A 19,814-nucleotide genomic window follows, 5' to 3' on the forward strand; every position below is an offset into this window, starting at 1 on the left:
ATATGAAGGTAGTGAATCGTTCGGCTGCCGATCCGGTCGTGCTGGGAACGAGAACGGAAACGCGATCGAATCGGAACCGGAACGCGCACGCGGGCACCGGCGCGTGGCGCATGCGCCGATGCCCGCGTGCGCCGGCCGCTATACCGTCGAATACCCGCCGTCCACCGGCACGATCGCGCCGGTGACGAAGGACGCGCCGGGCGAGCACAGGAACAGGATCACTTCCGCGACCTCGTCGGCCGTGCCCCAGCGCGCGAGCGGCGTGCGCTCGAGAATCCGCCGCGACGCGTGCGTGTCGGCCATCAGCGCGCTGCTGAGCGGCGTGTCGATCCAGCCGGGCGCCACCGCGTTCACGCGGATGCCGCGCTCGGCCCACGCCTGCGCGAGCGAGCGCGTGAGCTGCGCGATGCCGCCCTTGCTCGCGCTGTAGGCGGGCCGGTCCTTGCTGCCGAAGTACGTGTACATCGACGCGACATTGACGATGCTGCCGCCGCTCACCGACAGCGCCGGCAGCGCGGCGTCGGATGCCCGCATCACCGACGTCAGGTTCACGTTCAGCACGAGCTCGAACTGGTCCAGCCTGTACTCGTCGGCGTGCCGGCTGATGCCGACGCCATTGACGAGCGCATCGACGCGCGGCAGCGTGCGGATCCTGCGCGTCAACGCTTCGCCGTCGGTCACGTCGAGTTCCACGCAGCGGATGCCCGGATGCACCGGCGCATGCGGGCCGGCGGCCTCGAGCCCGAGCGCGACGACCGACGCGCCCGCTTCCGCGAAACGCCACGCGGTGCGCGCGCCGATGCCCGACGTGCCGCCCGTCACGACGACGGTCTTGCCGTCAAACGACCAGGGGCGGCTCATGCTCGATGCTCCCGACGGTGTGAAGACGGCGCGCATGACGGCGCGGCGGCGCAACCAGGATCTTGATCTGAGCGCGATCGGCGAGCAGCGCATCGAAGCCGTCGGCGACGGCGTCTTCGAGCGCGACCGTGCGCGTGACGATCGACGTGAGATCGAGCGCGCCCGACCCGATCAGCCGCAGCAGGTCTTCGTACACGTGCCGGTAGCCGACGCTCGCCGTGAAGGTCAGCTCGTCGTTGACCGCGCGGAACGCATCGAAACCCGCATGCGGCATCAGGCCGACCATCACGAGGCGGCCGCCCTTGCGCAGCCCCTGCATCGCGGCCTCGAACGTGGCCGGCAGGCCGGCCGCCTCGAAGCTTACGTCGACACCGAGGCCGCCCGCCGCTTCGCGGATCGCGTCGCGCAGCACCGGCGCGTCGAGCGAGCGTGCGTCGAACGCGTGCGTCGCGCCGAAGCGCGCGGCCGCCGCGAGCCGCTCGGGCGACACGTCGACCGCGACGATGGTCGTCGCGCCCTGCAGCTTCGCGAGCATGATCAGCAGCAGGCCGATCGGCCCGAGCCCGAACACCGCGCAGGTGTCGCCGAGCCGCAGCTCGCCGCGCCGCAGCGCATGCAGCGCGACGGCCGCCGGTTCCATCACCGCGGCCTGTTCGAGACTGACGTCGTCGGGAAGCCGATACAGCATGTAGGCCGGTACGACCGCGAAGTCGGCCATCCCGCCGTCGCCCATCAGGCCGGCGAAGCCCATCGATACGCACAGGTTGTACGAGCCGGAGCGGCAGTACGCGCACTGGTGGCAGTGATACTCGGGCTCGACCGCGACGCGGTCGCCCGGGGTCAGCGTCGTCACGCCCGTGCCGACTTCGACGACGGTGCCGCAGAATTCGTGACCGAGCGTCAGCGGGGCGGTGCGGCCGGACAGCGGATGCGGCGTGTCGACGGGAATCGCATGCGGGCCGTCCGCATATTCGTGCAGGTCGCTGCCGCAGATGCCGCAATACGCGACCGCGATGCGGACCTCGCCGGGCCCGGCGCGCGGCGTGTCGAGATCGACCACGCGGAGGTCGCGCGGGCCGTGCCATTGAAGTGCACGCATGTCAGCGTCCTCCGAGGTTCTGGGTATCGAGACGGGTGGTGGCGCCGGCGAGCGCGCGCTTGCGCAGCACGGCGGGCGCGGTTTCGACGAGGCCGAACGACAGCACGCACGCGAGAATCGCGCCGGCGGCCGACGTCCACATCGCGAACTGCAGGCCGTACCTGTCGGCCGTGAAGCCCGCGACGGTCGGCGCGATGAAGCCGCCGATCAACTCGCCCGCGCCCATGATCAGGCCGAGCGCGCTGGCGATCGCGCGGGGCGGCACGGTTTCGGCCGGGATCGTCGCCATGAACAGCGTGAAGCAGCCGAGGCCCGTGTACGTGGCGAACACGAGTGTGCCGAGCGCCCAGACCGAGCCGACATGGATCATCACGATCGGGCACCCGGCCGCGACCAGCGCGAACGCGATCATCGTCGGCTTGCGGCCGATGCGATCGGAGATCGCCGGCACCGCGAAGCCCCAGAACACCCACGCGGCGCCGAGGCAGGTCATCACAATGCCCATGTCGGCCGGCGACAGATGGCGGCTTTCCACGAGGAAGACCGGCGCGAACGAGATGATCACGACGAACCACGTGAGGAAGCAGCAGCTGATCAGCACGCAAAGCAGGATGTTGCGTTCCTTCAGCAGCGCCCAGCGGTTGATCGCCGCGCCGCTCGCGGCCGGCGCGCCGGCGCCGACGGCCTGTGCATGCCGGACGCCGCCGGGCGGCACTTCACGCACCCAGCGCCAGATGCAGAACGCGATCAGGAAGCCCGGAATGCACGAGACGTAGAACGCCTCGCGCCAGCCGTAGGCGGTCGCGATGCCGATCACGACCGGCGGGCCGATCATCGCGCCGAGCAGGCCGGCGGCCGAGCCCTGCAGCAGACCCATGTTCAATCCGCGACGGCTCGGCGTCGAACTCTCGATCATCAGCGATTGCGACAGCGGCAGCACGGGCCCTTCTGCGATGCCCATCAGCGCGCGGAACGCGATCAGGCTCGCGAAGCCGCCGACGAGCCCCGACAGCGCCGAGCACGCGGAGAAGCCGAGCACCGCGGCGATCAGCAGCGGCTTGCGCGTGCCGCGCGCATCGGACCAAGCGCCGGTCGCGGCACCCGACAGCGCCCACGTGAGCGCGAGCGCGGACGACACCATGCCGAGCTGCGTATTCGACAGATGCAGCTCGGCCGACATGAACGGGAACAGGAACGACAGCGCGAGGCGGTCGAAGAACACGAAGCCGAACGTCATGAACAGGATCAGCAGCAGCCTGTTCTCATACGTCCATGCCGGTTTGGAGGAAGGATGGGATGTCATGAGCGGCCTCGTCGCGCGTCAGCGAAACAGCTTCTCGACCGCTTGTGCGCCGAGGCCGACCTTCTCGTAATGGGCCTTGCACATCGCGATGTACGAATGCACGTCGAAGTAGCCGTCGGGGTTGCCTTCGTCGTCGAGCCAGATCAGCGGGCCCTTGACGATGAAGAACGCGCGCATCGGTTCCGGATGGTCGAACGCGACGAGCGTATGGCCTTCGCCGGGCGTTTCGTACACGAAATCGCCGCGCGTCGCGGTCCATTCGTGCTCCAGGTATCCCCACTTGCCCGACAGCGTGTAAGCGAACACCTCGTGCGGGTGATAGTGGCGGTTCACGAGCCCCGCTTCCTTCGCCATCAGGATGTCGCACCATTTATTCTGCGACGGCGAGATCCATAGCGGCCGCGATGAAACCGTTTCGGTGAACGGAACGTAAAGGCGCTCGTCGTCGCTGGCCGCGTTCGGGATGTAGGCTTCCGGCAGCGCATCGGGCTTGAACGGATTGGCAATCGGCGCGATGTTTTGCCAGAATTCGGATACGGCTTTGTCGACCACGGTGTGTCTCCTTGTCGTTGGATGTCGTGGGTTCGACTTTAGCCAGCCGGTGCGCGGCGCTCTTGACTGGGCTGGACGAATTGCTTGATCGGGCCGGACATCGCGCCGCACCGCACTGCACCAATAACGCTACGCACCATCCCCCAATCCGTGCCGCTCCGCACGACAGGCGATTCCAGGAGGCGACGTGACGAATTCGACCGTTCTTTCATGCACGCGAGGCTCGACGGCCGACGTGCCGGCGCGCGACCGGATGGCGTACTGGGATGCGTTCAACGCCGCGACGCTGGTCGGCCTGCGCTGCTCGTCGCTGTCGCCGGCGGGGCTCGAGGTCGAGAAAACCGATCTCGCGCTGCCGGGGCTCGGCGTCGCCGACATCAGCGGCCGCGATCACGTGATCGAGCGCAGCCCCGCGCTGGTGCGTCAACTGCCGAAGGAGTCGCTGTTCGCGTGCCAGATCCTGAGCGGTCGCGCGTATTTCATCCAGCGCGACCGTTGCCTGCTCGCGGAAGCCGGCGATGTCGTCGTGTACGACACGCGCGTGCCCTATCTGTTCGGATTCCTGACGCCGATGCGGCAGCTGCTGGTCGACATTCCGATCACCACGTTCGACGACCTCTTCGACGCGGAGCTGGCGGCGCTGCCGCTGCGGATCGCGCCGAAACCGGGCGCGGGCGCGATGCTCGGCGCGACGCTGCGCGCGAGCGTCGAGCGGTTCATGCGGGATCCGGTCGAGGAGGACTCAGCCCGCTTCGTCGAACATACGCGCACGCTGGTCGCGGAGCTCATCGACGCGGAAGTGAACGGCGCGGGCGCATCGCGCGCGTCGCTGTCGTACCTGCTGACCGCGAAGCAATACATCGCGATGCATCTCGGCGATCCGGAGCTCGGGCCGCAGGCGGTCGCCGATGCGGTCGGGCTGTCGTTGCGGCACCTGAGCCGGCTTTTTGCTGGCGAAGGCGACTCGATCACGCAGCACATCTGGTCCGAGCGGCTGTCGCATGCGCATCGCGAACTGGTCGATGCGCGCCTGCGCAAGACGAGCATCGGCGAGATCGCGTTTCGCTGGGGGTTCTCGAGCCAGGCGCACTTCAGCCGCGCGATTCGCGAACGCTACGGTGCGTCGCCGATGGCGCTGCGTAACGCTTGTTGAAATAGCGGAACCGGGGTTGAAGCGGCGCGTGGTTCACGCGCCGTTTGCGTTTTCATTGTGTTTTCGTCGTGGCGGGGGGCGCTGGCGTGTTCGTGTCGCCGGTTGCCTGCTGCCCGACACGATGCGCGGCATCGCCGACGGATAGCAGATCCGCAATCCGCCGAACCGTTGAACCGCGAACTCCGCGGTGCAGGCCGCCGCCCGGCCGCAAACGCCCTCACACCGCGCTGGCCTCGTCGATCTTGCGGATATCTTCGTCATCGAGCTTCACGCGGATCGCTTCGCCGAGCAGCGCGAGCTGCGACAGCGACGTCGCGCTCGCGATCGGCGCGGTGATCGTCGGCCGGGCGATTTGCCACGCGAGCGCGATCGCGGCCGGTTGCGTGCCGTGCTTCGCCGACACGTCGTCGAGCGCCGCGAGAATGCGCAGGCCGCGCGCATCGAGATAGCCGGCGACGCGATCGCCGCGCACGCTCTTCTTCAGGTCGGCTTCGCTGCGGTACTTGCCCGACAGGAAGCCGCTCGCGAGTGCGTAGTAGTTGACGACGCCGAGTTTCAGGTCGCGCACGACCGGTTCGAGATCGCGCTCGTATTCGGCCCGGTCGATCAGGTTGTATTCCGGCTGGATCACCTGGTAAGCCGGCAGGCCGTCGCGCTTGCTGATGTCGGCGGCTTCGCGCAGGCGCGCGCCGCTGTAGTTCGACGCGCCGATGATGCGCACCTTGCCCGCGTCGATCAGCGTCTGGTAGGCGGCGAGCGTTTCCTCGAGCGGGGCCGTGTCGGCGAGATCGCGGTGCGAGAAATACAGGTCGATGTAGTCGGTCTGCAGGCGACGCAGCGAATCGTCGGCGGCCTTCAGGATGTTGTCCTTCGACAGGCCCGCGCGCGCCTCGAGCAGGCCGACCTTGGTCGCGATCACGACCTGATCGCGCTTGCCGGAACGCTTGAGCCACTTGCCGATGATCGTTTCCGATTCGCCGCCGCTGTTGCCGGGCGCCCAGGCCGAATAGACGTCGGCCGTGTCGATGAAGTTGATGCCGGTGTCGGCCAGCGCGTCGAGCAGCGCAAACGATGCGTTCTCGTCGACGGTCCAGCCGAAGACGTTGCCGCCGAAGGCGAGCGGGGAAACCTGGATGTCCGACGTGCCGAGGGTGCGTAGTGCCATGTTGCTCTCCTGATGCTGCGGGGTGAACGGGATTGAACGGCGGGACCGGTCGAGTTGAATGCGACGGGATGGCGGAGGGGCGACGCGCTTTCGCCGTTGTCGCGGGATGCTCGAATATTCTCGCGCATCGACCGGGATCGTGCAGCGATCACGCGGCCGCGGTGACGGAGGACTTGCGGCGGATGACGGACGAATCGTCCGCTATGTGCACCATCCGTGCGACTGCGTTCGATCGGGAACCGAATTTTGCCGTGGTTGGGCGCGGCAGCGGACGGTCGAGAGGCGGGTGGAAACCGGCGTTCTGTGACGCAGCATCGGAGCGGAACGAAACACGGGCGGCTAGTGGCCGCCCGCGATCGGTCAATCATCAAGCGTCACCGCAACTGCACGGCCGCGAGAAACAGCACCATGCTGCCGATCGCGCCATCCAGCACGCGCCACGCAACGGCCTTGCGAAACCACGGCGCGAGCAGTCGCGCCCCGTATCCGAGCCCGAGGAACCACACGACGCTGACCGCCATCGCACCGATCGCGAACGCGAGGCGCGCGCCTTCCGGCTCGCGCGCACCGGCCGTGCCGATCAGCAGGAACGTATCGAGATACACGTGCGGGTTGAGCCACGTGAACGCGAGCGTCATCAGCACGATCGCGACCGTGCTCTGCGGCGGCGGCGCGACGGCGTCGCCACGCACGTCGAGCGTTTCGTGTCCCGGCTTGAACGCCCGGCGCAGCGCGTTGAAGCCGAACCATGCGAGATACGCGAGGCCGACGTACAGCACCACGTGGACGAAGGTCGGATAGCGTTCGACGAGCACCGACGCGCCGCCGACGCCCGCGCCGATCAGGATCATGTCGGACAGCGCGCACAGCAGCACGATCTTGCCGACATGCGAGCGCATGATGCCTTGCCGGAGCACGAATGCATTCTGCGCGCCGATGGTGACGATGAGCGACCCGCACAGGGCGGCGCCGTGGGAAAAAGCGATCCAGTTCATGATGGAGAAGGTGAAGCGGTAGACGGGGGAATCGGTTAGCGCTAGTCTGCGGTCAGCCGAAACATAAGAGAAGCTAATTCACCTAATGCTGATTAAGGAAATCTAATGCTCGACTATGCGTTGCTCGACGCCCTGGCGGCGGTGATCCGGCACGGTTCGTTCGAACGGGCGGCCAAGGAGCTGAACGTCACGCCGTCGGCGGTATCGCAGCGCGTGAAGCTCCTGGAGGAGCGCGTCGGCAGCGTGCTCGTCAAGCGCGGGCAGCCATGCGTCGCGACGACGTCCGGCGCGCTTCTATGCCGGCATACGGAACGCGTGCAGTTGCTCGAGGCCGAACTGGGCGGCCGGATGCCCGCGTTGCCGGGCCAGATCGCGAGCGCGTGGCCGACATTGCGCGTGGCCGTCAACGACGACAGCGTCGCGACCTGGTTCATCGACGCGGTCGGGCCCTTCTGTACCGAGCGCGAGACCTTGCTCGACCTCGTGATCGACGACCAGGACCATACGGCCGCGCGCATTCGCGACGGCAGCGTGCAGGGCGCGGTGACCGCGCAGGCCGAGCCCATCCAGGGATGCCGGTCGACGCGGCTCGGGCGCATCCGCTATCGCGCGGTGTGTTCGCCGGCGTTTTACGACCGCTATTTCGGCGCCGGCATCACGCGCGATGCGCTGCGCCGCGCGCCGTGCGTGATGTTCAATCCGAAAGATGGCCTGCAGGCGCGCTTCATCCGGCGCGTGACGCGTGCGGATCTCGATCCGCCGCAACACTGGATCCCGCACGTCGCGGGCTACTTGCGCGCATGCGAAACGGGGCTCGGATGGGGAATGTGCCCGGACCGGATGGTCGATCGCCAGCTGGCGGCGGGCGAACTGGTCGACATGTCGCGCGGGCGGACCGTCGATATCGAGCTGTACTGGCAGAGCTGGCGCCTGTCGATCGGCTGGCTCGACGACTTCAGCGCGGCGCTCAAGACGCGTGCCGCGCTGTTTCTCGACTGATCGAAGCGGGAGAGGTAAGAGAGCCGCGAGAAGCGGGCGGCGGCGCGCAGGTCGCGCGCCGCGCGGGGTCAGACGTGATGAAGGCCGTCGAAATCGACGATCTGCACGAGGCGGCCCTGCATTTCGATCAGGCCGCGCTTCTGGAACTTCGACAGCGTGCGGCTGACCGTTTCGAGAGTCATGCCGAGATAGCTGCCGATGTCTTCGCGCGTCATCCGCAGGTTGAATTCCGACGGCGAATAGCCGCGCTTCAGGTAGCGTGCCGACACGTCGAGCAGGAACGCGGCCACGCGCTCTTCCGCGTTCAGCGAACCGAGCAGCATGGTTTGCGACGTTTCGCGCACGATCTGCTCGCTCATCAGCTTGTGCATGCGCAGCTGCATCGTGCCGGCCTCCGAGCACAGCGACTTGAGCGCGCTGTACGGAATCACGCAGACCGAGCTGTCTTCCAGCGCGACCGCGGTGCGCGGGTGGGTATCGTCGCAGATGCCGTCGAGGCCGAGCGCTTCGCCCGCGAGGTGCAGGCCGGTGACCTGTTCGCGGCCGTCGTGGCGCGTGGCGACGGTTTTCAGCGAACCCGAGCGCACCGCGTACAGGTTGTCGAACGTGTCGCCTTCGCGGAACAGCGCTTCGCCGCGCTTGACCGGGCGCGCCGCGCAGATGACCGATTCGAGGCGGCTGAGCGCTTCGGGTGCGAGACCCTGCGGCATGCACAGGTGCCGCATGGCGCACGACGAGCAGTGCGGGGCCTGGCGGGGAGCCGCCCGGCTGCCTGCATGGAACGGGGCCGCGGGGCGTGTGGCGACGGGCGTCAGCATGATCGTTTACTCCGGCGTTGAATCGACGAAATCATTGTCCCACCGCAAGTTGCCGCTGTCGGGTGACAAAACGTCGCGACCGCGCGCGCATGCCGCAGGCATCGTAGCGGCATGCTGGCACGGCATGCACGCTGCACGTGCGCGCTGCGTACGCTGCCGCTCAGAGATCCTGATCGGCGTCGGCATGCGCGGCGGCCGGGATCAGCAGCACGGGCAGCGTCGCGTGCCGCACGCACTGTTCGGCGATGCTGCCGAGCACGAGGCGACGGAACCCGCGGCGGCCGTGCGTGCCGAGTACCAGGAGATCGGCGCCGAACGCTTTCGCCCCATCGAGGATCAGCGTCGACACGTCGTTGATCGACGACGCCTCGCTCATCACCGTCGCGCCCTTCACGCCGGCCGCCTGCATCAGCTTCGTGAAATCCGCCGCGAGCGCATTGCCTTGCGCGACGAGCTGATCGCGCAGCACGGACGGGTCGTAGCCCGGCACGTTGTAGTAGATCGCGGCGTTCTCGACGACGTAGAATGGTTGCAGTTCGGCACCGTGCTCCTTCGCGAGCGCGAGCGCGGCATCGAACGCGTGGCGGGACGTGTCGCTGCCGTCGATGGCAACCAGAATGCGCTTGTACATAGTGTCTCCGAGTGGCGGGTTGGACGAAAGTCGGCCGAATGGCCGAGTGGGCCCTGCGTTGCTGCGAGGCAGAGTAAACCAACGGCAGGGACTCTGCAGCGACGTGCCGGTCGTCGCGATCGCGAGCCATGCGCGCGCTGCATGCCGCGTTTCGCGATGAGCGCGACGCGCGCGACGGATCGCGATGGGTGGCCGCGCGCAATGACAGCGCGCGCGCGTCGAGCGAATACCAGCTCGCCCCACCGGTCACGGCTGCCCGGCATCGTGCGACGGCGCGGCGCAGCGTGCGAGCGCGTCCGGCCCGCACGCCGGCGTCATCGACGTATGCCGACGACCACCTGACGAACCGCTAGCCTCGCCCTCCATTGGACCGCATCCGCGTCGCGACGGCGTGACTTCGATCAACGCCCGTGCATCGGCGTTGCTGAGGATTCGACGCCCGATATCGCGGAACTGAGAATGCCGAATCCCGCGCTGATATCGATACCACAGCCGATCCGAACGATCGCGCTATCGACGACACACCGACCGCAAAACCGGCACGCATCCGCCACCGACCCCGCCACGCCAACGGGCCCCTCGAACGACCGATTCAAACGCCGCGCGCGCTACTCCGGCACCGTCGTGATTTCGATCACCCGTTCTGGCCGGCGTCCGTGGCCGGGCCAGTACGCGCTGCCGTACATCCGATGAATCGGGCCGAACGGCTCGTCGGCTGCGCGCGACGGCGCGTCGAACCCCTTCTCGATCACCATATAGCCGGCACGCAGCGCGAACGCCGGATGATTGCCGCCGGGCCGGCTGTCGAAGCCGGCGAACCCGTCGGCGCCTTCGGGCACCGCGTTGACGAGCGACGCGTTGCTGCCCGTGATCTGGTCGGGCGAGAACGCGCCGCCGCTCGCGAGACGGGCAGCCTCGCGATTCTTGCCGTCGGTGTCGACGGTGCTGTCGTGCGTATCGTCGTTGTCGAGTTCGATGCTGCGCGGGTGCACGGCGCGCCCTTGAGCTGACGTTTCCATCGCGGCTCTCCTGGCGGCGAAGCGCTCGGGATCGAAGCAAGTCCCGTTCCGGGCAAGACGGGAAAACGGCGCGCGGGCGATCGCCGCGATCGCCGGGCGCGCGCTGATTTGTCATGATTTATTTCAGCTAGAACCGCCGTTTTCTACAGAGTATGATTCTTTTCCTGCGAAGCGGCGACAGGGGATGCAGTCTCGCCGCCTCTGCCCGCACGGGGACGTCGCAGCACCCTTAAAGACGGGTAGCGAACAACAAACAAGGGACTAGAGGTGGCGGATTCATGCAAGCGACTACTGCTTTCACGCACCGCGGTTATCTGTTGAATTGCGCGCCCGCGCGCGCCAGTGACGGGTCGTTCAAGCCCTACGTCGTGATCTCCCGATCGAGCGACGGGGAGCTCGTCGCCAACCGCTTTTTCCCGACCGAGCTCCAGTTCAACGACGAAGGCGACGCGATCGCGCACGCGCGCGACTGGGCCGTGCGCTGGATCGACGCGAGCAGCATCACGATCTGACGCGCGTCGCGCGGCGTCGGCATCCACGTTGGCCGTCCGGCCGATCCCCCGGCGTGCCGCTGCCGGACGAAAACGCGGTAATCTTGCGGAACCCGTTACTTTATTAGCGGCCGTGCGATCGAGCGCGGCTGCCTGCATTGGCATATGTCGACATCACCCGTCCGTCAGTGGGGCCTCGAGGAAATCGTCGCCGGCTTGCGCGAGTCGCGCGAGGAACTCCATCGCACACGTCATCCGCGCGGCATCCGCGAGCTGCCGTCGCGCGACGCGATCTGCAAGATTGTCACCGGCCTGCGCGCGTCGATGTTTCCGACGCACTACGGCGCGCCGGATCTGACCGACGAAAGCGTCGACTACTACGTCGGCCACACGCTCGAAAGCACGCTGCGGGTGCTGTCCGAGCAGGTTCGCCGCGCGCTGCCGTTCCTGCCCGAGCATGCGGACACGCCGTTCGCCGAGCTCGACGAGCGCGCATTCGAGATCGCGCGCGAGTTCGGCCGGCAGCTGCCGTCGATTCGCGCGCTGCTCGTCAGCGACATCCAGGCCGCGTATGCGGGCGATCCGGCCGCGCAGCACATCACCGAGATCCTGCTGTGCTATCCCGGCGTGCTCGCGATGATGCACCATCGGCTCGCGCATGCGTTGCACCAGCTTGGCGTGCCGCTGCTCGCGCGATTCATCAATGAAATCGCGCACTCGGCCACCGGCATCGACATTCACCCGGGCGCGCAGATCGGCCCGAGCTTCTTCATCGATCACGGCACCGGTGTGGTGATCGGCGAAACCGCGATCATCGGCGAGCGCGTGCGCGTGTATCAGGCCGTCACGCTCGGCGCGAAGAGCTTCCCGGCCGATGGCGAAGGCGCGCTGGTCAAGGGTAATGCGCGGCATCCGATCGTCGAGGACGACGTGGTGATCTACGCGGGCGCGACGATTCTCGGCCGCGTGACGATCGGGCGCGGCTCGGTGATCGGCGGCAATGTGTGGCTCACGCACAGCGTGCCGCCCGGCACGAGCGTCGCACAGGGCAAGGTCCGCGAAGGCGGCAGCGGCGAGAAGCCGTAACACGGCGCGCGAACGGCGCCGCTCGTCGGAGGTCAGTGCTTGCCGGCCGGCGAGCGATGCTTGTACAGCACGTCCTGGTCGACGCGGATGAGGTTCTGCCCCGCGTCGACGACGAAATCCACGCCGTTGTAGGCGCTGCCCGTCAGCAGCAGGATCGCGCTCGCGACGTCGTCGGGGCCGGCGATGCGCGCGAGCGGCGTCGACGCGCGGCTCGCGTGTTCGAAGTCGGCTTGCGTCTGGTCGTCGCTCGGCAGCATCAGCCCGGGGAACACCGCGTTCACGCGCAGCACCGGCGACGACGACAGCGCGAGCATCTGCGTGAGGTTGCCGAGCGCGGCCTTCGCGACCGTGTAGCTGAAATGGTCGCGATGGAAGTTTTCCTTGATCTTCTGGTCGACCACGTTCACGACGACGCCCTGCGTGCCGGCCGCGCGGGCCCGTTCGTAGAACGCGCGCGTGAGCAGGATCGGTGCGCGGCAGTTGACGGCCCATGCCTGGTCGAACGCCGCGAGGTCGAAGCTCGGAAAATGATCCTGCCAGAACACCGACGCGTTGTTGACCAGCACGTCGAGGCGGCCGAAGCGCGCATACACCTGGTCGATCAGCGCGGTGATCTGCGCGGCGTCCGACAGGTCGGCCTGCAGCGCGACCGAGTCGTGCCCGCGTTCGGCGATCGTGCGGGCCGCCGCATGCGCGGCATCGGCTGAGCGGTCGTAGTGAATCGCGGTGCGATAGCCGTGCGCGGAGAAATACTCGGCGAACGCGCGCCCGGCCCGGCGCGCGGCGCCGGTCACGAGTACGACCGGCGCATTCGCCGCTTGCTTCGTGGACTGCATTACGTATTCGTCAGGTTGACTGAAGAAGGATTCGCGACGATCGACAGGAATTCGCGCCGCGTCGACGGGTCGGTGCGGAACGTGCCGAGCATGCGCGACGTGACCATCTCGACCCCCGGCTTATGGATGCCGCGCGTCGAGATGCACTGGTGCGCGGCTTCGAGGATCACGCCGACACCTTTCGGCTGCAGCACGTCGAACAGCGTATCGGCGATCTGCACGGTCATTTTTTCCTGGATCTGCAGGCGCTTCGCGAACGCGTCGACGAGGCGCGCGAGCTTCGAGATGCCGACGACGCGATGGTTCGGCAGATACGCGACGTGCGCACGGCCGATGATCGGCACCATGTGGTGTTCGCAGTAGCTCTCGAAGCGGATGTCCTTCAGCACGATCATCTCGTCGTAGCCGTCGACTTCGCTGAACGTGCGCGCGAGGATCTCGCGCGGCTCCAGCGCATAGCCGGCGAAGAACTCCTCGTACGCGCGCACGACGCGTGCGGGCGTGTCGAGCAGGCCTTCGCGGGCGGGATCGTCACCGGCCCAGCGCAGCAGCACACGAACGGCTTCCTCGGCTTCTTTCCGGCTCGGGCGGGATGCGGCCGGCTCGGGTCGCGCGGTTTTTTTACCCATCTAGTCGCTCCATCGAATGCGGCCGCCTGCGGCGGCGCGAATATCCGGTCATTGTTTCATGCTTTCGCGGCGCGTGTGTGCGGGCGCCGCTCGCCTGGCTTCACTTCGGCCACTCGTCCTGCTCGTCGTTGAACAGCGACGCGACCACTCCACGCAGCCACGCGGTGCGCGGATCGTTGTGGAACTTGCGATGCCAGTGCTGCTTCAGGTCAAAGCGTGGCAGCGGCAGCGGCGGCTCGACCGGCACGATGAACGCGTGCTCGGCCGCGTACGCATAGCCGATCGCGTGCGGCACCGTCGCGATCAGGTCGGTGCGGCTGAGGATGAACGGCAGGCTCATGAAGTGCGGCGTCTCGAGCACCGCGCGCCGGTGCATGCGCTGCTTCGCGAGGTATTTCTCGAGCACCTCCTGGCTGCGTCCTTCGGCGCGCACGACCGCGTGCCCGCAACCGAGAAACTGCTCGACCGTGAACGGCGGCGCCTGTTCGAACGGATGGCCGCGTCGCATCAGGCAGACGAACCGGTGCGTGAACAGCCGCTGCTGGAAGAAGTTGTTGCCGTCGAGATCGGGGAAGTAGCCGACCGCCAGATCGATCGAGCCGGCTTCGAGGCCGCGACCGACTTCGTCGTGCGCGGGCGAGACCGAGCGCAGGTTCGCATGCGGCGCGCGCGTCGCGAACGCCTGCAGCAGCTTCGGCAGGAACACGATCTCGCCGACGTCCGACAGCGCGATCGAGAACGTATGCGTGCTCGCCGCCGGATCGAAGTCGTGCGGCGCGACGAGGCCGCGCTCGATCTGCGCGAGCGCGTCACGCGCGGCCGGCAGCAGCGCGAGCGCGCGCGGCGTCGGCTCCATTCCGCGCGACGTGCGCACGAACAGCGGATCGCCGAAATACTCGCGCAGGCGGCCGAGCGCCGTGCTCACGCGCGGCTGGCTCACGCCGAGCAGGTCGCCGGCGCGGCTGACGTTGCGCGTGTCATCGAGCGCGACGAGGTAGGGAATGAGGTTCAGATCGAGCGTGTCCATCGCCGGGCCAGTATCTAGAAAGCGTATACAACATATCTCCTGAATCGCGTTGCTGCATAGTCGGGAAAGCGCTCAAATGTGTTCGACGATTCGAATTAATGTTCAGGAGACGAACAATGCGCACCCAGGTCGCCATCATCGGCGCCGGTCCATCCGGCCTTTTGCTTTCCCATCTGCTGCGCCTGCAGGGCGTGGATACCATCCTCGTCGAAGCGCGTTCGCGCGAATATTGCGAGAACCGCATTCGTGCCGGCGTGCTGGAACAGGGCACCGTCGACACGCTGAACGAAGCCGGCCTCGGCGAGCGGATGCGCCGCGAAGGGCTCGAGCATCACGGCATCGAGCTGCTGTTCTCCGGCCAGCGCCATCGCATCGATTTGAGCGCGCTCACCGGCGGGCGCGCGATCACCGTCTACAGCCAGCACGAAGTCGTGCGCGATCTGATCGCGGCCGGCGATGCGCATGGCCACGCGATGCACTTTGAAGTCACCGACGTCGCGCTGCACGATGTCGAGAGCGAGCACCCGTTCGTCACGTTCAAGCACGCGGACGGCCGCGCGGACCGCATCGACTGCGACTACATCGCCGGCTGCGACGGCTTCCACGGCATCGCGCGCCAGACGATTCCCGCCGAGCGGCTGAACACGTTCGAGCGCGTGTATCCGTTCGCATGGCTCGGCATCCTCGCCGACGCGGCGCCGTCGCTCGACGAACTCGTCTACGCGCATCACGAGAACGGCTTCGCGCTGTTCTCGATGCGCTCGCCGACGGTCACGCGCCTCTACCTGCAGTGCAAGCCCGACGAAAACCTCGCCGAATGGTCCGATGCGCGGATCTGGGACGAACTGCACACGCGCTTTTCGAACGACACCGGCTGGACGCCGACCGAGGGCCGGATCACGCAGAAGAGCGTGACGCCGATGCGCAGCTTCGTGTCGGAGACGATGCAATACGGCCGCCTGTTCCTCGCCGGCGACGCCGCGCACATCGTGCCGCCGACCGGCGCGAAAGGGATGAACCTCGCGGTGGCCGACGTCCGCGCGCTGTCCCGCGCGCTCGGCGCCCGCTACCGCGACGGCGACGCGACGCCGCTCGAGCGTTATTCGGCGACCTGTCTCGAACGCGTGTGGCGCGCCGAACATTTCTCGTACTTCATGACGAACATGCTGCATGCGTCGCCGGACGACTCGCCGTTCGTCAATCGCCTGAAGTTTGCCGAACTGAAATACGTGACGCGCTCGCGGGCCGCCGCGCAGTCGCTGGCCGAAAACTACGTCGGCCTGCCGTTCGACGACCAGCCGACCCCCGAGGGATCCCGCCTTGACAACGCGCTGTGCGCGACTCTATGATCGGCCATCGTTCGCTAATCGAATCTAGGTTCGAATAGCGAACAAATGCCGAAGGTCGACAACGGCCTCCGGCGCGGCACGCGGCACGCGCGTGTCCCCTCGACAGGCCGCGCATCGTGCCGCGGGTTCGTATCAGGAAGAGACATGGTCAACAAGATTTTCGAATCGCTTCAATCGGCGGTCGCGGACGTCCACGACGGCGCGACCATCATGATCGGCGGCTTCGGCACGGCAGGCATGCCGTCCGAGCTGATCGACGCGCTGATCGAGCAGGGCGCGCGCGGCCTGACGATCGTCAACAACAACGCGGGCAATGGCGAGACGGGCCTCGCGGCGCTGCTCAAGGCGAAGCGGGTGCGCAAGATCATCTGCTCGTTCCCGCGCCAGAGCGACTCGCAGGTGTTCGACGCGTTGTACCGCGCGGGCGAGATCGAGCTCGAGCTCGTGCCGCAGGGCAACCTCGCGGAGCGGATCCGCGCGGCGGGCGCCGGCATCGGCGGCTTCTTCACGCCGACGGGCTTCGGCACGAAGCTCGCGGAAGGCAAGGAAACGCGCGTGATCGACGGCAAGTCGTATGTGTTCGAGACGCCGATCCACGCCGATTTCGCGCTGGTGAAGGCGTACAAGGGCGACCGCTGGGGCAATCTCGTGTATCGCAAGACCGCGCGCAACTTCGGGCCGATCATGGCGAGCGCCGCGAAGGTCGCGATCGTGCAGGTGTCGGAAGTCGTGCCGCTCGGCGGGCTGAACCCGGAACACATCGTGACGCCGGGCATTTTCGTGCAGCGTGTCGTCGAAGTGCCGCAGGCCGCACATGCGGCCGAGCTGGCTGCCGAACGTGCCGCATCCCAAGCCGCCTGACTGCCCCGAGGAATTCGAAATGAAACGACTGACCCGCGATGAAATGGCCAAGCGCGTCGCCCAGGACATCCCCGAAGGCGCTTACGTGAACCTCGGCATCGGCGTGCCGACGCTGGTGGCGAACCACCTCGATCCGAGCAAGGAGATCTTCCTGCACAGCGAGAACGGCCTGCTCGGCATGGGCCCGGCGCCCGCGCCCGGCGAGGAAGACGACGAGTTGATCAACGCCGGCAAGCAGCATGTGACGCTGCTCACCGGCGGCGCCTATTTCCACCACTCGGATTCGTTCGCGATGATGCGCGGCGGCCATCTCGACTACTGCGTACTCGGCGCGTTCCAGGTGTCGGCGAACGGCGATCTCGCGAACTGGCATACCGGCGCGCCCGATGCGATTCCGGCCGTCGGCGGCGCGATGGACCTCGCGATCGGCGCGAAGCAGGTGTTCGTGATGATGGAACATCTGACGAAACAGGGCGAGAGCAAGATCGTCGCGCAATGCTCGTATCCGGTCACCGGCGTGCAGTGCGTGAGCCGCATCTATACCGATCTCGCCGTGCTCGACGTGACGTCCGACGGCCTCGCGGTGAGCGAGATCTTCACCGACCTGTCGTTCGACGAACTGCAGAAGCTGACCGGCGTGCCGCTGATCGACGCGACGCGCAAGGCCGCGGCCTGAACGGCAAGCGTGCCGGCCCGCGCGATCCAGCGCACGCCGGCACGCTTGGGTAGACAATAGGCGCACGCCGTTTCCCCAATCTGACGCCATGCTCGAAGACAGCGCCCGCCTGACCTCCCTCATCTGCGGCACCGAGCCGCTCAACCGGATCTGGTCGCCCCGCGCGACGATCCAGCGGATGCTCGACGTCGAAGCCGCGCTCGCGCGCGCGCTCGCCGCGCAGCAGGTGATTCCCGCCACTGCGGTCGCGCCCATCGAACGCGCGTGCGATGCCGATCGGCTCGACGCCGACGCGCTCGCGCACGGCGCGGCGCTCGGCGGCAATCTCGCGATTCCGCTCGTCAAGCAGCTCACCGCGCAAGTGAAGGCCGACGACCCCGAGGCCGCGAAGTTCGTGCACTGGGGCGCGACGAGCCAGGACATCATCGATACCGCGACCGTGCTGCAGCTGCGCGACACGCTCGACGTGCTCGAGCCGCTGCTCGACGAAGCGTGCGCGTCGCTCGCGACGCTCGCGCGCACGCATCGTGCGACACCGATGATCGGCCGCACGTGGCTGCAGCAGGCGCTGCCGATCACGCTCGGCCTGAAATTCGCGCAATGGCTCGATGCGCTGCTGCGCCATCGCGCGCGCTTCGCCGAATTGCGCGAGCGCGCGCTCGTGCTGCAGTTCGGCGGCGCGGCCGGCACGCTGGCGAGCCTGCGCGAGCATGCGGCCGGCGTGAGCGCCGCGCTCGCGGCCGACCTGAAGCTCGCGCTGCCGGCCGTGCCGTGGCATACGCAGCGCGATCGCATCGCGGAAGCCGCGTCATGCTTCGGGATGCTGACCGGCACGCTCGGCAAGATTGCGCGTGACGTGTCGCTGCAGATGCAGACCGAAGTCGGCGAGCTCGGCGAACCGGCGGCCGCCGGCAAGGGCGGCTCGTCGACGATGCCGCACAAGCGCAACCCGGTCGGTTGCGCGGCCGTGCTGACGGCCGCGGTGCGCGCGCCGAACCTCGTCGCGACCGTGTTCGCGGGGATGGTCCAGGAGCACGAGCGCGCGCTCGGCGGCTGGCAGGCCGAATGGGACGCGCTGCCCGACCTCGCGCGCCTGACCGGCGGCGCGCTCGCGCAGATCGCGCAGATCGTCGCGGGCCTCGACGTGAACACCGAACGCCTCGCCGCGAACCTCGACCTGACGCACGGGCTGATCCTCGGCGAAGCCGTGATGCTCGCGCTCGGCGACCGGATCGGCCGGCTCGATGCGCACCATGTCGTCGAGCATGCGTCGAAGGAGGCCGTGCGCACCGGCGCGACGCTGTTCGACGTGCTCGCCGCCGATGCGACCGTATCGGCCCACCTGTCGCGCGACGCGCTCGCGCGGCTGCTCGATCCCGCACATTACGTCGGCGAGGCGCAGGCCTACGTCGACGCCGTGCTCGCGCTGCACGCCCAGCACGCGAGCCCGAAATAACCAGGAGAACACTGATGCCCTTCGCCACTGTCAACGGCGTGAAACTGCATTACCGGATCGACCGTGCCGCGCGCGACGACGCGCCGTGGCTCGTCTTCTCGAACTCGCTCGGCGCCGACCTGCAGATGTGGGCGCCGCAGATTCGCCCGCTCACGCAGCACTTCAACATCCTGCGCTACGACACGCGCGGCCACGGCCATTCCGATGCACCGGCCGGCTCGTACACGGTCGACCAACTCGCGGGCGACGTGATCGGCCTGCTCGACCACGTCGGCATCGATCGCGCGCACTTCTGCGGGATCTCGATGGGCGGCCTGACCGGTGCGGCGCTCGCCGCGCGCTTCCCGTCGCGCATCGTGCGCGCCGTGCTGGCGAACACCGCCGCGAAGATCGGTTCGCCGGAAGTATGGGCGCCGCGTGCGCAGAAGGCGCGTGCCGAAGGGATGGCCGCGCTCGCCGACGCCGTGCTGCCGCGCTGGTTCACTGACGCGTTCGTCGATCGCGAGCCGCGCCTGTTCGACGCGATCCGCGACACCTTCGTGCATACCGACAAGGACGGTTACGCGGCGAACTGCGACGCGCTGAACGCGGCCGACCTGCGCGAGGAAGTGAAGGGCATCGCGCTGCCGGTGCTCGTCGTGACCGGTGCGAAGGACATGTCGACGCCGCCCGACCAGGGCCGTGCGCTGGCTGCCGCGATTCCCGGCGCGCGCCACGTCGAATTCGACGCCGCGCATATTTCGAACATCGAGTGCACCGACGGTTTCAACCGCGCGCTGCTCGACTTCCTGACCGCGTGAGGCACCGA

General features: G+C 67.7%; 21 protein-coding genes. 9 read left to right on the forward strand and 12 right to left on the reverse strand.

Annotated elements, in window-relative coordinates; all coding sequences use genetic code 11:
* Positions 1–138: 138 nt before the first annotated feature.
* Genes ACP26O_RS22875 through ACP26O_RS22890 form a run of 4 tightly spaced genes read right to left on the reverse strand, consistent with a single transcriptional unit; the run spans position 139 to position 3,815 of the window.
* Positions 139–861 (reverse strand): SDR family NAD(P)-dependent oxidoreductase, encoded by a 723-nt coding sequence (locus ACP26O_RS22875; RefSeq protein ID WP_175664371.1) that lies wholly within the window; start codon positions 859–861, stop codon positions 139–141.
* Positions 839–1,960, reverse strand: coding sequence for a 2,3-butanediol dehydrogenase (locus tag ACP26O_RS22880; protein ID WP_175664372.1), 1,122 nt, complete (start codon positions 1,958–1,960; stop codon positions 839–841). Before ACP26O_RS22880 ends, ACP26O_RS22875 begins: the two co-directional genes overlap by 23 nt.
* A 1-nt stretch (position 1,961) precedes the next feature.
* Positions 1,962–3,263, reverse strand: a complete 1,302-nt coding sequence (locus ACP26O_RS22885) for an MFS transporter (protein ID WP_175701266.1) — start codon at positions 3,261–3,263, stop codon at positions 1,962–1,964.
* Positions 3,264–3,281: 18 nt separating this feature from the next.
* Positions 3,282–3,815: a 2,4'-dihydroxyacetophenone dioxygenase family protein gene (locus tag ACP26O_RS22890; RefSeq protein ID WP_126226333.1), complete on the reverse strand. Its 534-nt coding sequence runs from the start codon at positions 3,813–3,815 to the stop codon at positions 3,282–3,284.
* Positions 3,816–4,002: 187 nt separating this feature from the next.
* On the opposite strand from ACP26O_RS22890, the gene ACP26O_RS22895 reads away from it, so the two are divergent.
* Complete coding sequence (locus ACP26O_RS22895; protein ID WP_426356327.1) at positions 4,003–4,968, forward strand: helix-turn-helix domain-containing protein; 966 nt, start codon at positions 4,003–4,005, stop codon at positions 4,966–4,968.
* Positions 4,969–5,185: 217 nt separating this feature from the next.
* On the opposite strand, the gene ACP26O_RS22900 is transcribed toward ACP26O_RS22895, so the two are convergent.
* Both ACP26O_RS22900 and ACP26O_RS22905 read right to left on the reverse strand, forming a co-directional pair.
* Positions 5,186–6,133 (reverse strand): aldo/keto reductase, encoded by a 948-nt coding sequence (locus tag ACP26O_RS22900; protein ID WP_138849790.1) that lies wholly within the window; start codon positions 6,131–6,133, stop codon positions 5,186–5,188.
* A gap of 374 nt (positions 6,134–6,507) precedes the next feature.
* On the reverse strand, positions 6,508–7,128 hold the full coding sequence (locus tag ACP26O_RS22905) for a LysE/ArgO family amino acid transporter (protein WP_011659942.1): 621 nt from the start codon (positions 7,126–7,128) through the stop codon (positions 6,508–6,510).
* A 105-nt stretch (positions 7,129–7,233) separates the two neighbouring features.
* On the opposite strand from ACP26O_RS22905, the gene ACP26O_RS22910 reads away from it, so the two are divergent.
* The gene (locus ACP26O_RS22910) at positions 7,234–8,127 is read left to right on the forward strand and encodes a LysR family transcriptional regulator ArgP (protein ID WP_011659943.1); all 894 of its coding nucleotides are present in this window, start codon (positions 7,234–7,236) and stop codon (positions 8,125–8,127) included.
* Between the two features lie 68 nt (positions 8,128–8,195).
* Here ACP26O_RS22910 and fnr read toward each other — a convergent pair whose 3' ends face one another.
* The 3 genes from fnr to ACP26O_RS22925 form a co-directional block, all read right to left on the reverse strand.
* Positions 8,196–8,945 (reverse strand): fumarate/nitrate reduction transcriptional regulator Fnr, encoded by a 750-nt coding sequence (gene fnr / locus ACP26O_RS22915; protein ID WP_126226341.1) that lies wholly within the window; start codon positions 8,943–8,945, stop codon positions 8,196–8,198.
* A gap of 160 nt (positions 8,946–9,105) precedes the next feature.
* Positions 9,106–9,576 (reverse strand): universal stress protein, encoded by a 471-nt coding sequence (locus ACP26O_RS22920; RefSeq protein WP_105833564.1) that lies wholly within the window; start codon positions 9,574–9,576, stop codon positions 9,106–9,108.
* A 608-nt stretch (positions 9,577–10,184) separates the two neighbouring features.
* On the reverse strand, positions 10,185–10,595 hold the full coding sequence (locus ACP26O_RS22925) for a DUF3005 domain-containing protein (protein WP_175664375.1): 411 nt from the start codon (positions 10,593–10,595) through the stop codon (positions 10,185–10,187).
* Positions 10,596–10,873: 278 nt separating this feature from the next.
* On the opposite strand from ACP26O_RS22925, the gene ACP26O_RS22930 reads away from it, so the two are divergent.
* Together ACP26O_RS22930 and epsC are read left to right on the forward strand one after the other, a co-directional pair.
* Positions 10,874–11,107 carry a hypothetical protein gene (locus ACP26O_RS22930; protein WP_011659947.1) on the forward strand — a complete coding sequence of 78 codons (234 nt, stop codon included), beginning with the start codon at positions 10,874–10,876 and terminating at the stop codon, positions 11,105–11,107.
* Between the two features lie 144 nt (positions 11,108–11,251).
* Positions 11,252–12,172, forward strand: a complete 921-nt coding sequence (gene epsC / locus ACP26O_RS22935) for a serine O-acetyltransferase EpsC (RefSeq protein ID WP_105833567.1) — start codon at positions 11,252–11,254, stop codon at positions 12,170–12,172.
* A gap of 32 nt (positions 12,173–12,204) precedes the next feature.
* On the opposite strand, the gene ACP26O_RS22940 is transcribed toward epsC, so the two are convergent.
* From ACP26O_RS22940 to ACP26O_RS22950, 3 genes are all read right to left on the reverse strand, one after another.
* Positions 12,205–13,008 (reverse strand): SDR family oxidoreductase, encoded by an 804-nt coding sequence (locus ACP26O_RS22940; protein ID WP_006749274.1) that lies wholly within the window; start codon positions 13,006–13,008, stop codon positions 12,205–12,207.
* Entirely contained in the window at positions 13,008–13,637 is a 630-nt protein-coding gene (gene folE / locus ACP26O_RS22945; RefSeq protein WP_006756649.1) for a GTP cyclohydrolase I FolE, read from the reverse strand. The genes ACP26O_RS22940 and folE overlap by 1 nt, the downstream gene beginning before the upstream one ends.
* A 100-nt stretch (positions 13,638–13,737) precedes the next feature.
* Positions 13,738–14,664 carry a LysR family transcriptional regulator gene (locus tag ACP26O_RS22950; RefSeq protein ID WP_126226838.1) on the reverse strand — a complete coding sequence of 309 codons (927 nt, stop codon included), beginning with the start codon at positions 14,662–14,664 and terminating at the stop codon, positions 13,738–13,740.
* 116 nt (positions 14,665–14,780) lie between these two features.
* On the opposite strand from ACP26O_RS22950, the gene pobA reads away from it, so the two are divergent.
* From pobA to pcaD, 5 genes are all read left to right on the forward strand, one after another.
* Positions 14,781–16,013, forward strand: coding sequence for a 4-hydroxybenzoate 3-monooxygenase (gene pobA / locus ACP26O_RS22955; RefSeq protein ID WP_175664376.1), 1,233 nt, complete (start codon positions 14,781–14,783; stop codon positions 16,011–16,013).
* Positions 16,014–16,157: 144 nt separating this feature from the next.
* Positions 16,158–16,874, forward strand: coding sequence for a 3-oxoacid CoA-transferase subunit A (locus tag ACP26O_RS22960; RefSeq protein ID WP_006756646.1), 717 nt, complete (start codon positions 16,158–16,160; stop codon positions 16,872–16,874).
* A 19-nt stretch (positions 16,875–16,893) separates the two neighbouring features.
* The gene (locus ACP26O_RS22965) at positions 16,894–17,550 is read left to right on the forward strand and encodes a CoA transferase subunit B (protein WP_006749279.1); all 657 of its coding nucleotides are present in this window, start codon (positions 16,894–16,896) and stop codon (positions 17,548–17,550) included.
* 88 nt (positions 17,551–17,638) lie between these two features.
* On the forward strand, positions 17,639–19,006 hold the full coding sequence (locus tag ACP26O_RS22970; RefSeq protein WP_175664377.1) for a 3-carboxy-cis,cis-muconate cycloisomerase: 1,368 nt from the start codon (positions 17,639–17,641) through the stop codon (positions 19,004–19,006).
* Between the two features lie 14 nt (positions 19,007–19,020).
* A complete protein-coding gene (gene pcaD, locus ACP26O_RS22975; protein WP_012365078.1) occupies positions 19,021–19,806 on the forward strand; it encodes a 3-oxoadipate enol-lactonase in 786 nt (261 codons plus the stop codon).
* Positions 19,807–19,814: the final 8 nt, after the last annotated feature.

Source organism: Burkholderia sp. R-40 (assembly GCF_049942845.1).
Taxonomy (GTDB): Bacteria; Pseudomonadota; Gammaproteobacteria; order Burkholderiales; family Burkholderiaceae; genus Burkholderia; species Burkholderia ambifaria.

Excerpts from the sequence above, each read along its gene's own strand:
- ACP26O_RS22875 (WP_175664371.1), bottom strand. The coding sequence starts at position 861 with ATGAGCCGCCCCTGGTCGTTTGACGGCAAGACCGTCGTCGTGACGGGC.
- ACP26O_RS22880 (WP_175664372.1), bottom strand. The coding sequence starts at position 1,960 with ATGCGTGCACTTCAATGGCACGGCCCGCGCGACCTCCGCGTGGTCGAT.
- ACP26O_RS22885 (WP_175701266.1), bottom strand. The coding sequence starts at position 3,263 with ATGACATCCCATCCTTCCTCCAAACCGGCATGGACGTATGAGAACAGG.
- ACP26O_RS22900 (WP_138849790.1), bottom strand. The coding sequence starts at position 6,133 with ATGGCACTACGCACCCTCGGCACGTCGGACATCCAGGTTTCCCCGCTC.
- ACP26O_RS22905 (WP_011659942.1), bottom strand. The coding sequence starts at position 7,128 with ATGAACTGGATCGCTTTTTCCCACGGCGCCGCCCTGTGCGGGTCGCTC.
- ACP26O_RS22910 (WP_011659943.1), top strand. The coding sequence starts at position 7,234 with ATGCTCGACTATGCGTTGCTCGACGCCCTGGCGGCGGTGATCCGGCAC.
- fnr (WP_126226341.1), bottom strand. The coding sequence starts at position 8,945 with ATGCTGACGCCCGTCGCCACACGCCCCGCGGCCCCGTTCCATGCAGGC.
- ACP26O_RS22920 (WP_105833564.1), bottom strand. The coding sequence starts at position 9,576 with ATGTACAAGCGCATTCTGGTTGCCATCGACGGCAGCGACACGTCCCGC.
- ACP26O_RS22925 (WP_175664375.1), bottom strand. The coding sequence starts at position 10,595 with ATGGAAACGTCAGCTCAAGGGCGCGCCGTGCACCCGCGCAGCATCGAA.
- ACP26O_RS22930 (WP_011659947.1), top strand. The coding sequence starts at position 10,874 with ATGCAAGCGACTACTGCTTTCACGCACCGCGGTTATCTGTTGAATTGC.
- epsC (WP_105833567.1), top strand. The coding sequence starts at position 11,252 with ATGTCGACATCACCCGTCCGTCAGTGGGGCCTCGAGGAAATCGTCGCC.
- ACP26O_RS22940 (WP_006749274.1), bottom strand. The coding sequence starts at position 13,008 with ATGCAGTCCACGAAGCAAGCGGCGAATGCGCCGGTCGTACTCGTGACC.
- folE (WP_006756649.1), bottom strand. The coding sequence starts at position 13,637 with ATGGGTAAAAAAACCGCGCGACCCGAGCCGGCCGCATCCCGCCCGAGC.
- ACP26O_RS22950 (WP_126226838.1), bottom strand. The coding sequence starts at position 14,664 with ATGGACACGCTCGATCTGAACCTCATTCCCTACCTCGTCGCGCTCGAT.
- pobA (WP_175664376.1), top strand. The coding sequence starts at position 14,781 with ATGCGCACCCAGGTCGCCATCATCGGCGCCGGTCCATCCGGCCTTTTG.
- ACP26O_RS22960 (WP_006756646.1), top strand. The coding sequence starts at position 16,158 with ATGGTCAACAAGATTTTCGAATCGCTTCAATCGGCGGTCGCGGACGTC.
- ACP26O_RS22965 (WP_006749279.1), top strand. The coding sequence starts at position 16,894 with ATGAAACGACTGACCCGCGATGAAATGGCCAAGCGCGTCGCCCAGGAC.
- ACP26O_RS22970 (WP_175664377.1), top strand. The coding sequence starts at position 17,639 with ATGCTCGAAGACAGCGCCCGCCTGACCTCCCTCATCTGCGGCACCGAG.
- pcaD (WP_012365078.1), top strand. The coding sequence starts at position 19,021 with ATGCCCTTCGCCACTGTCAACGGCGTGAAACTGCATTACCGGATCGAC.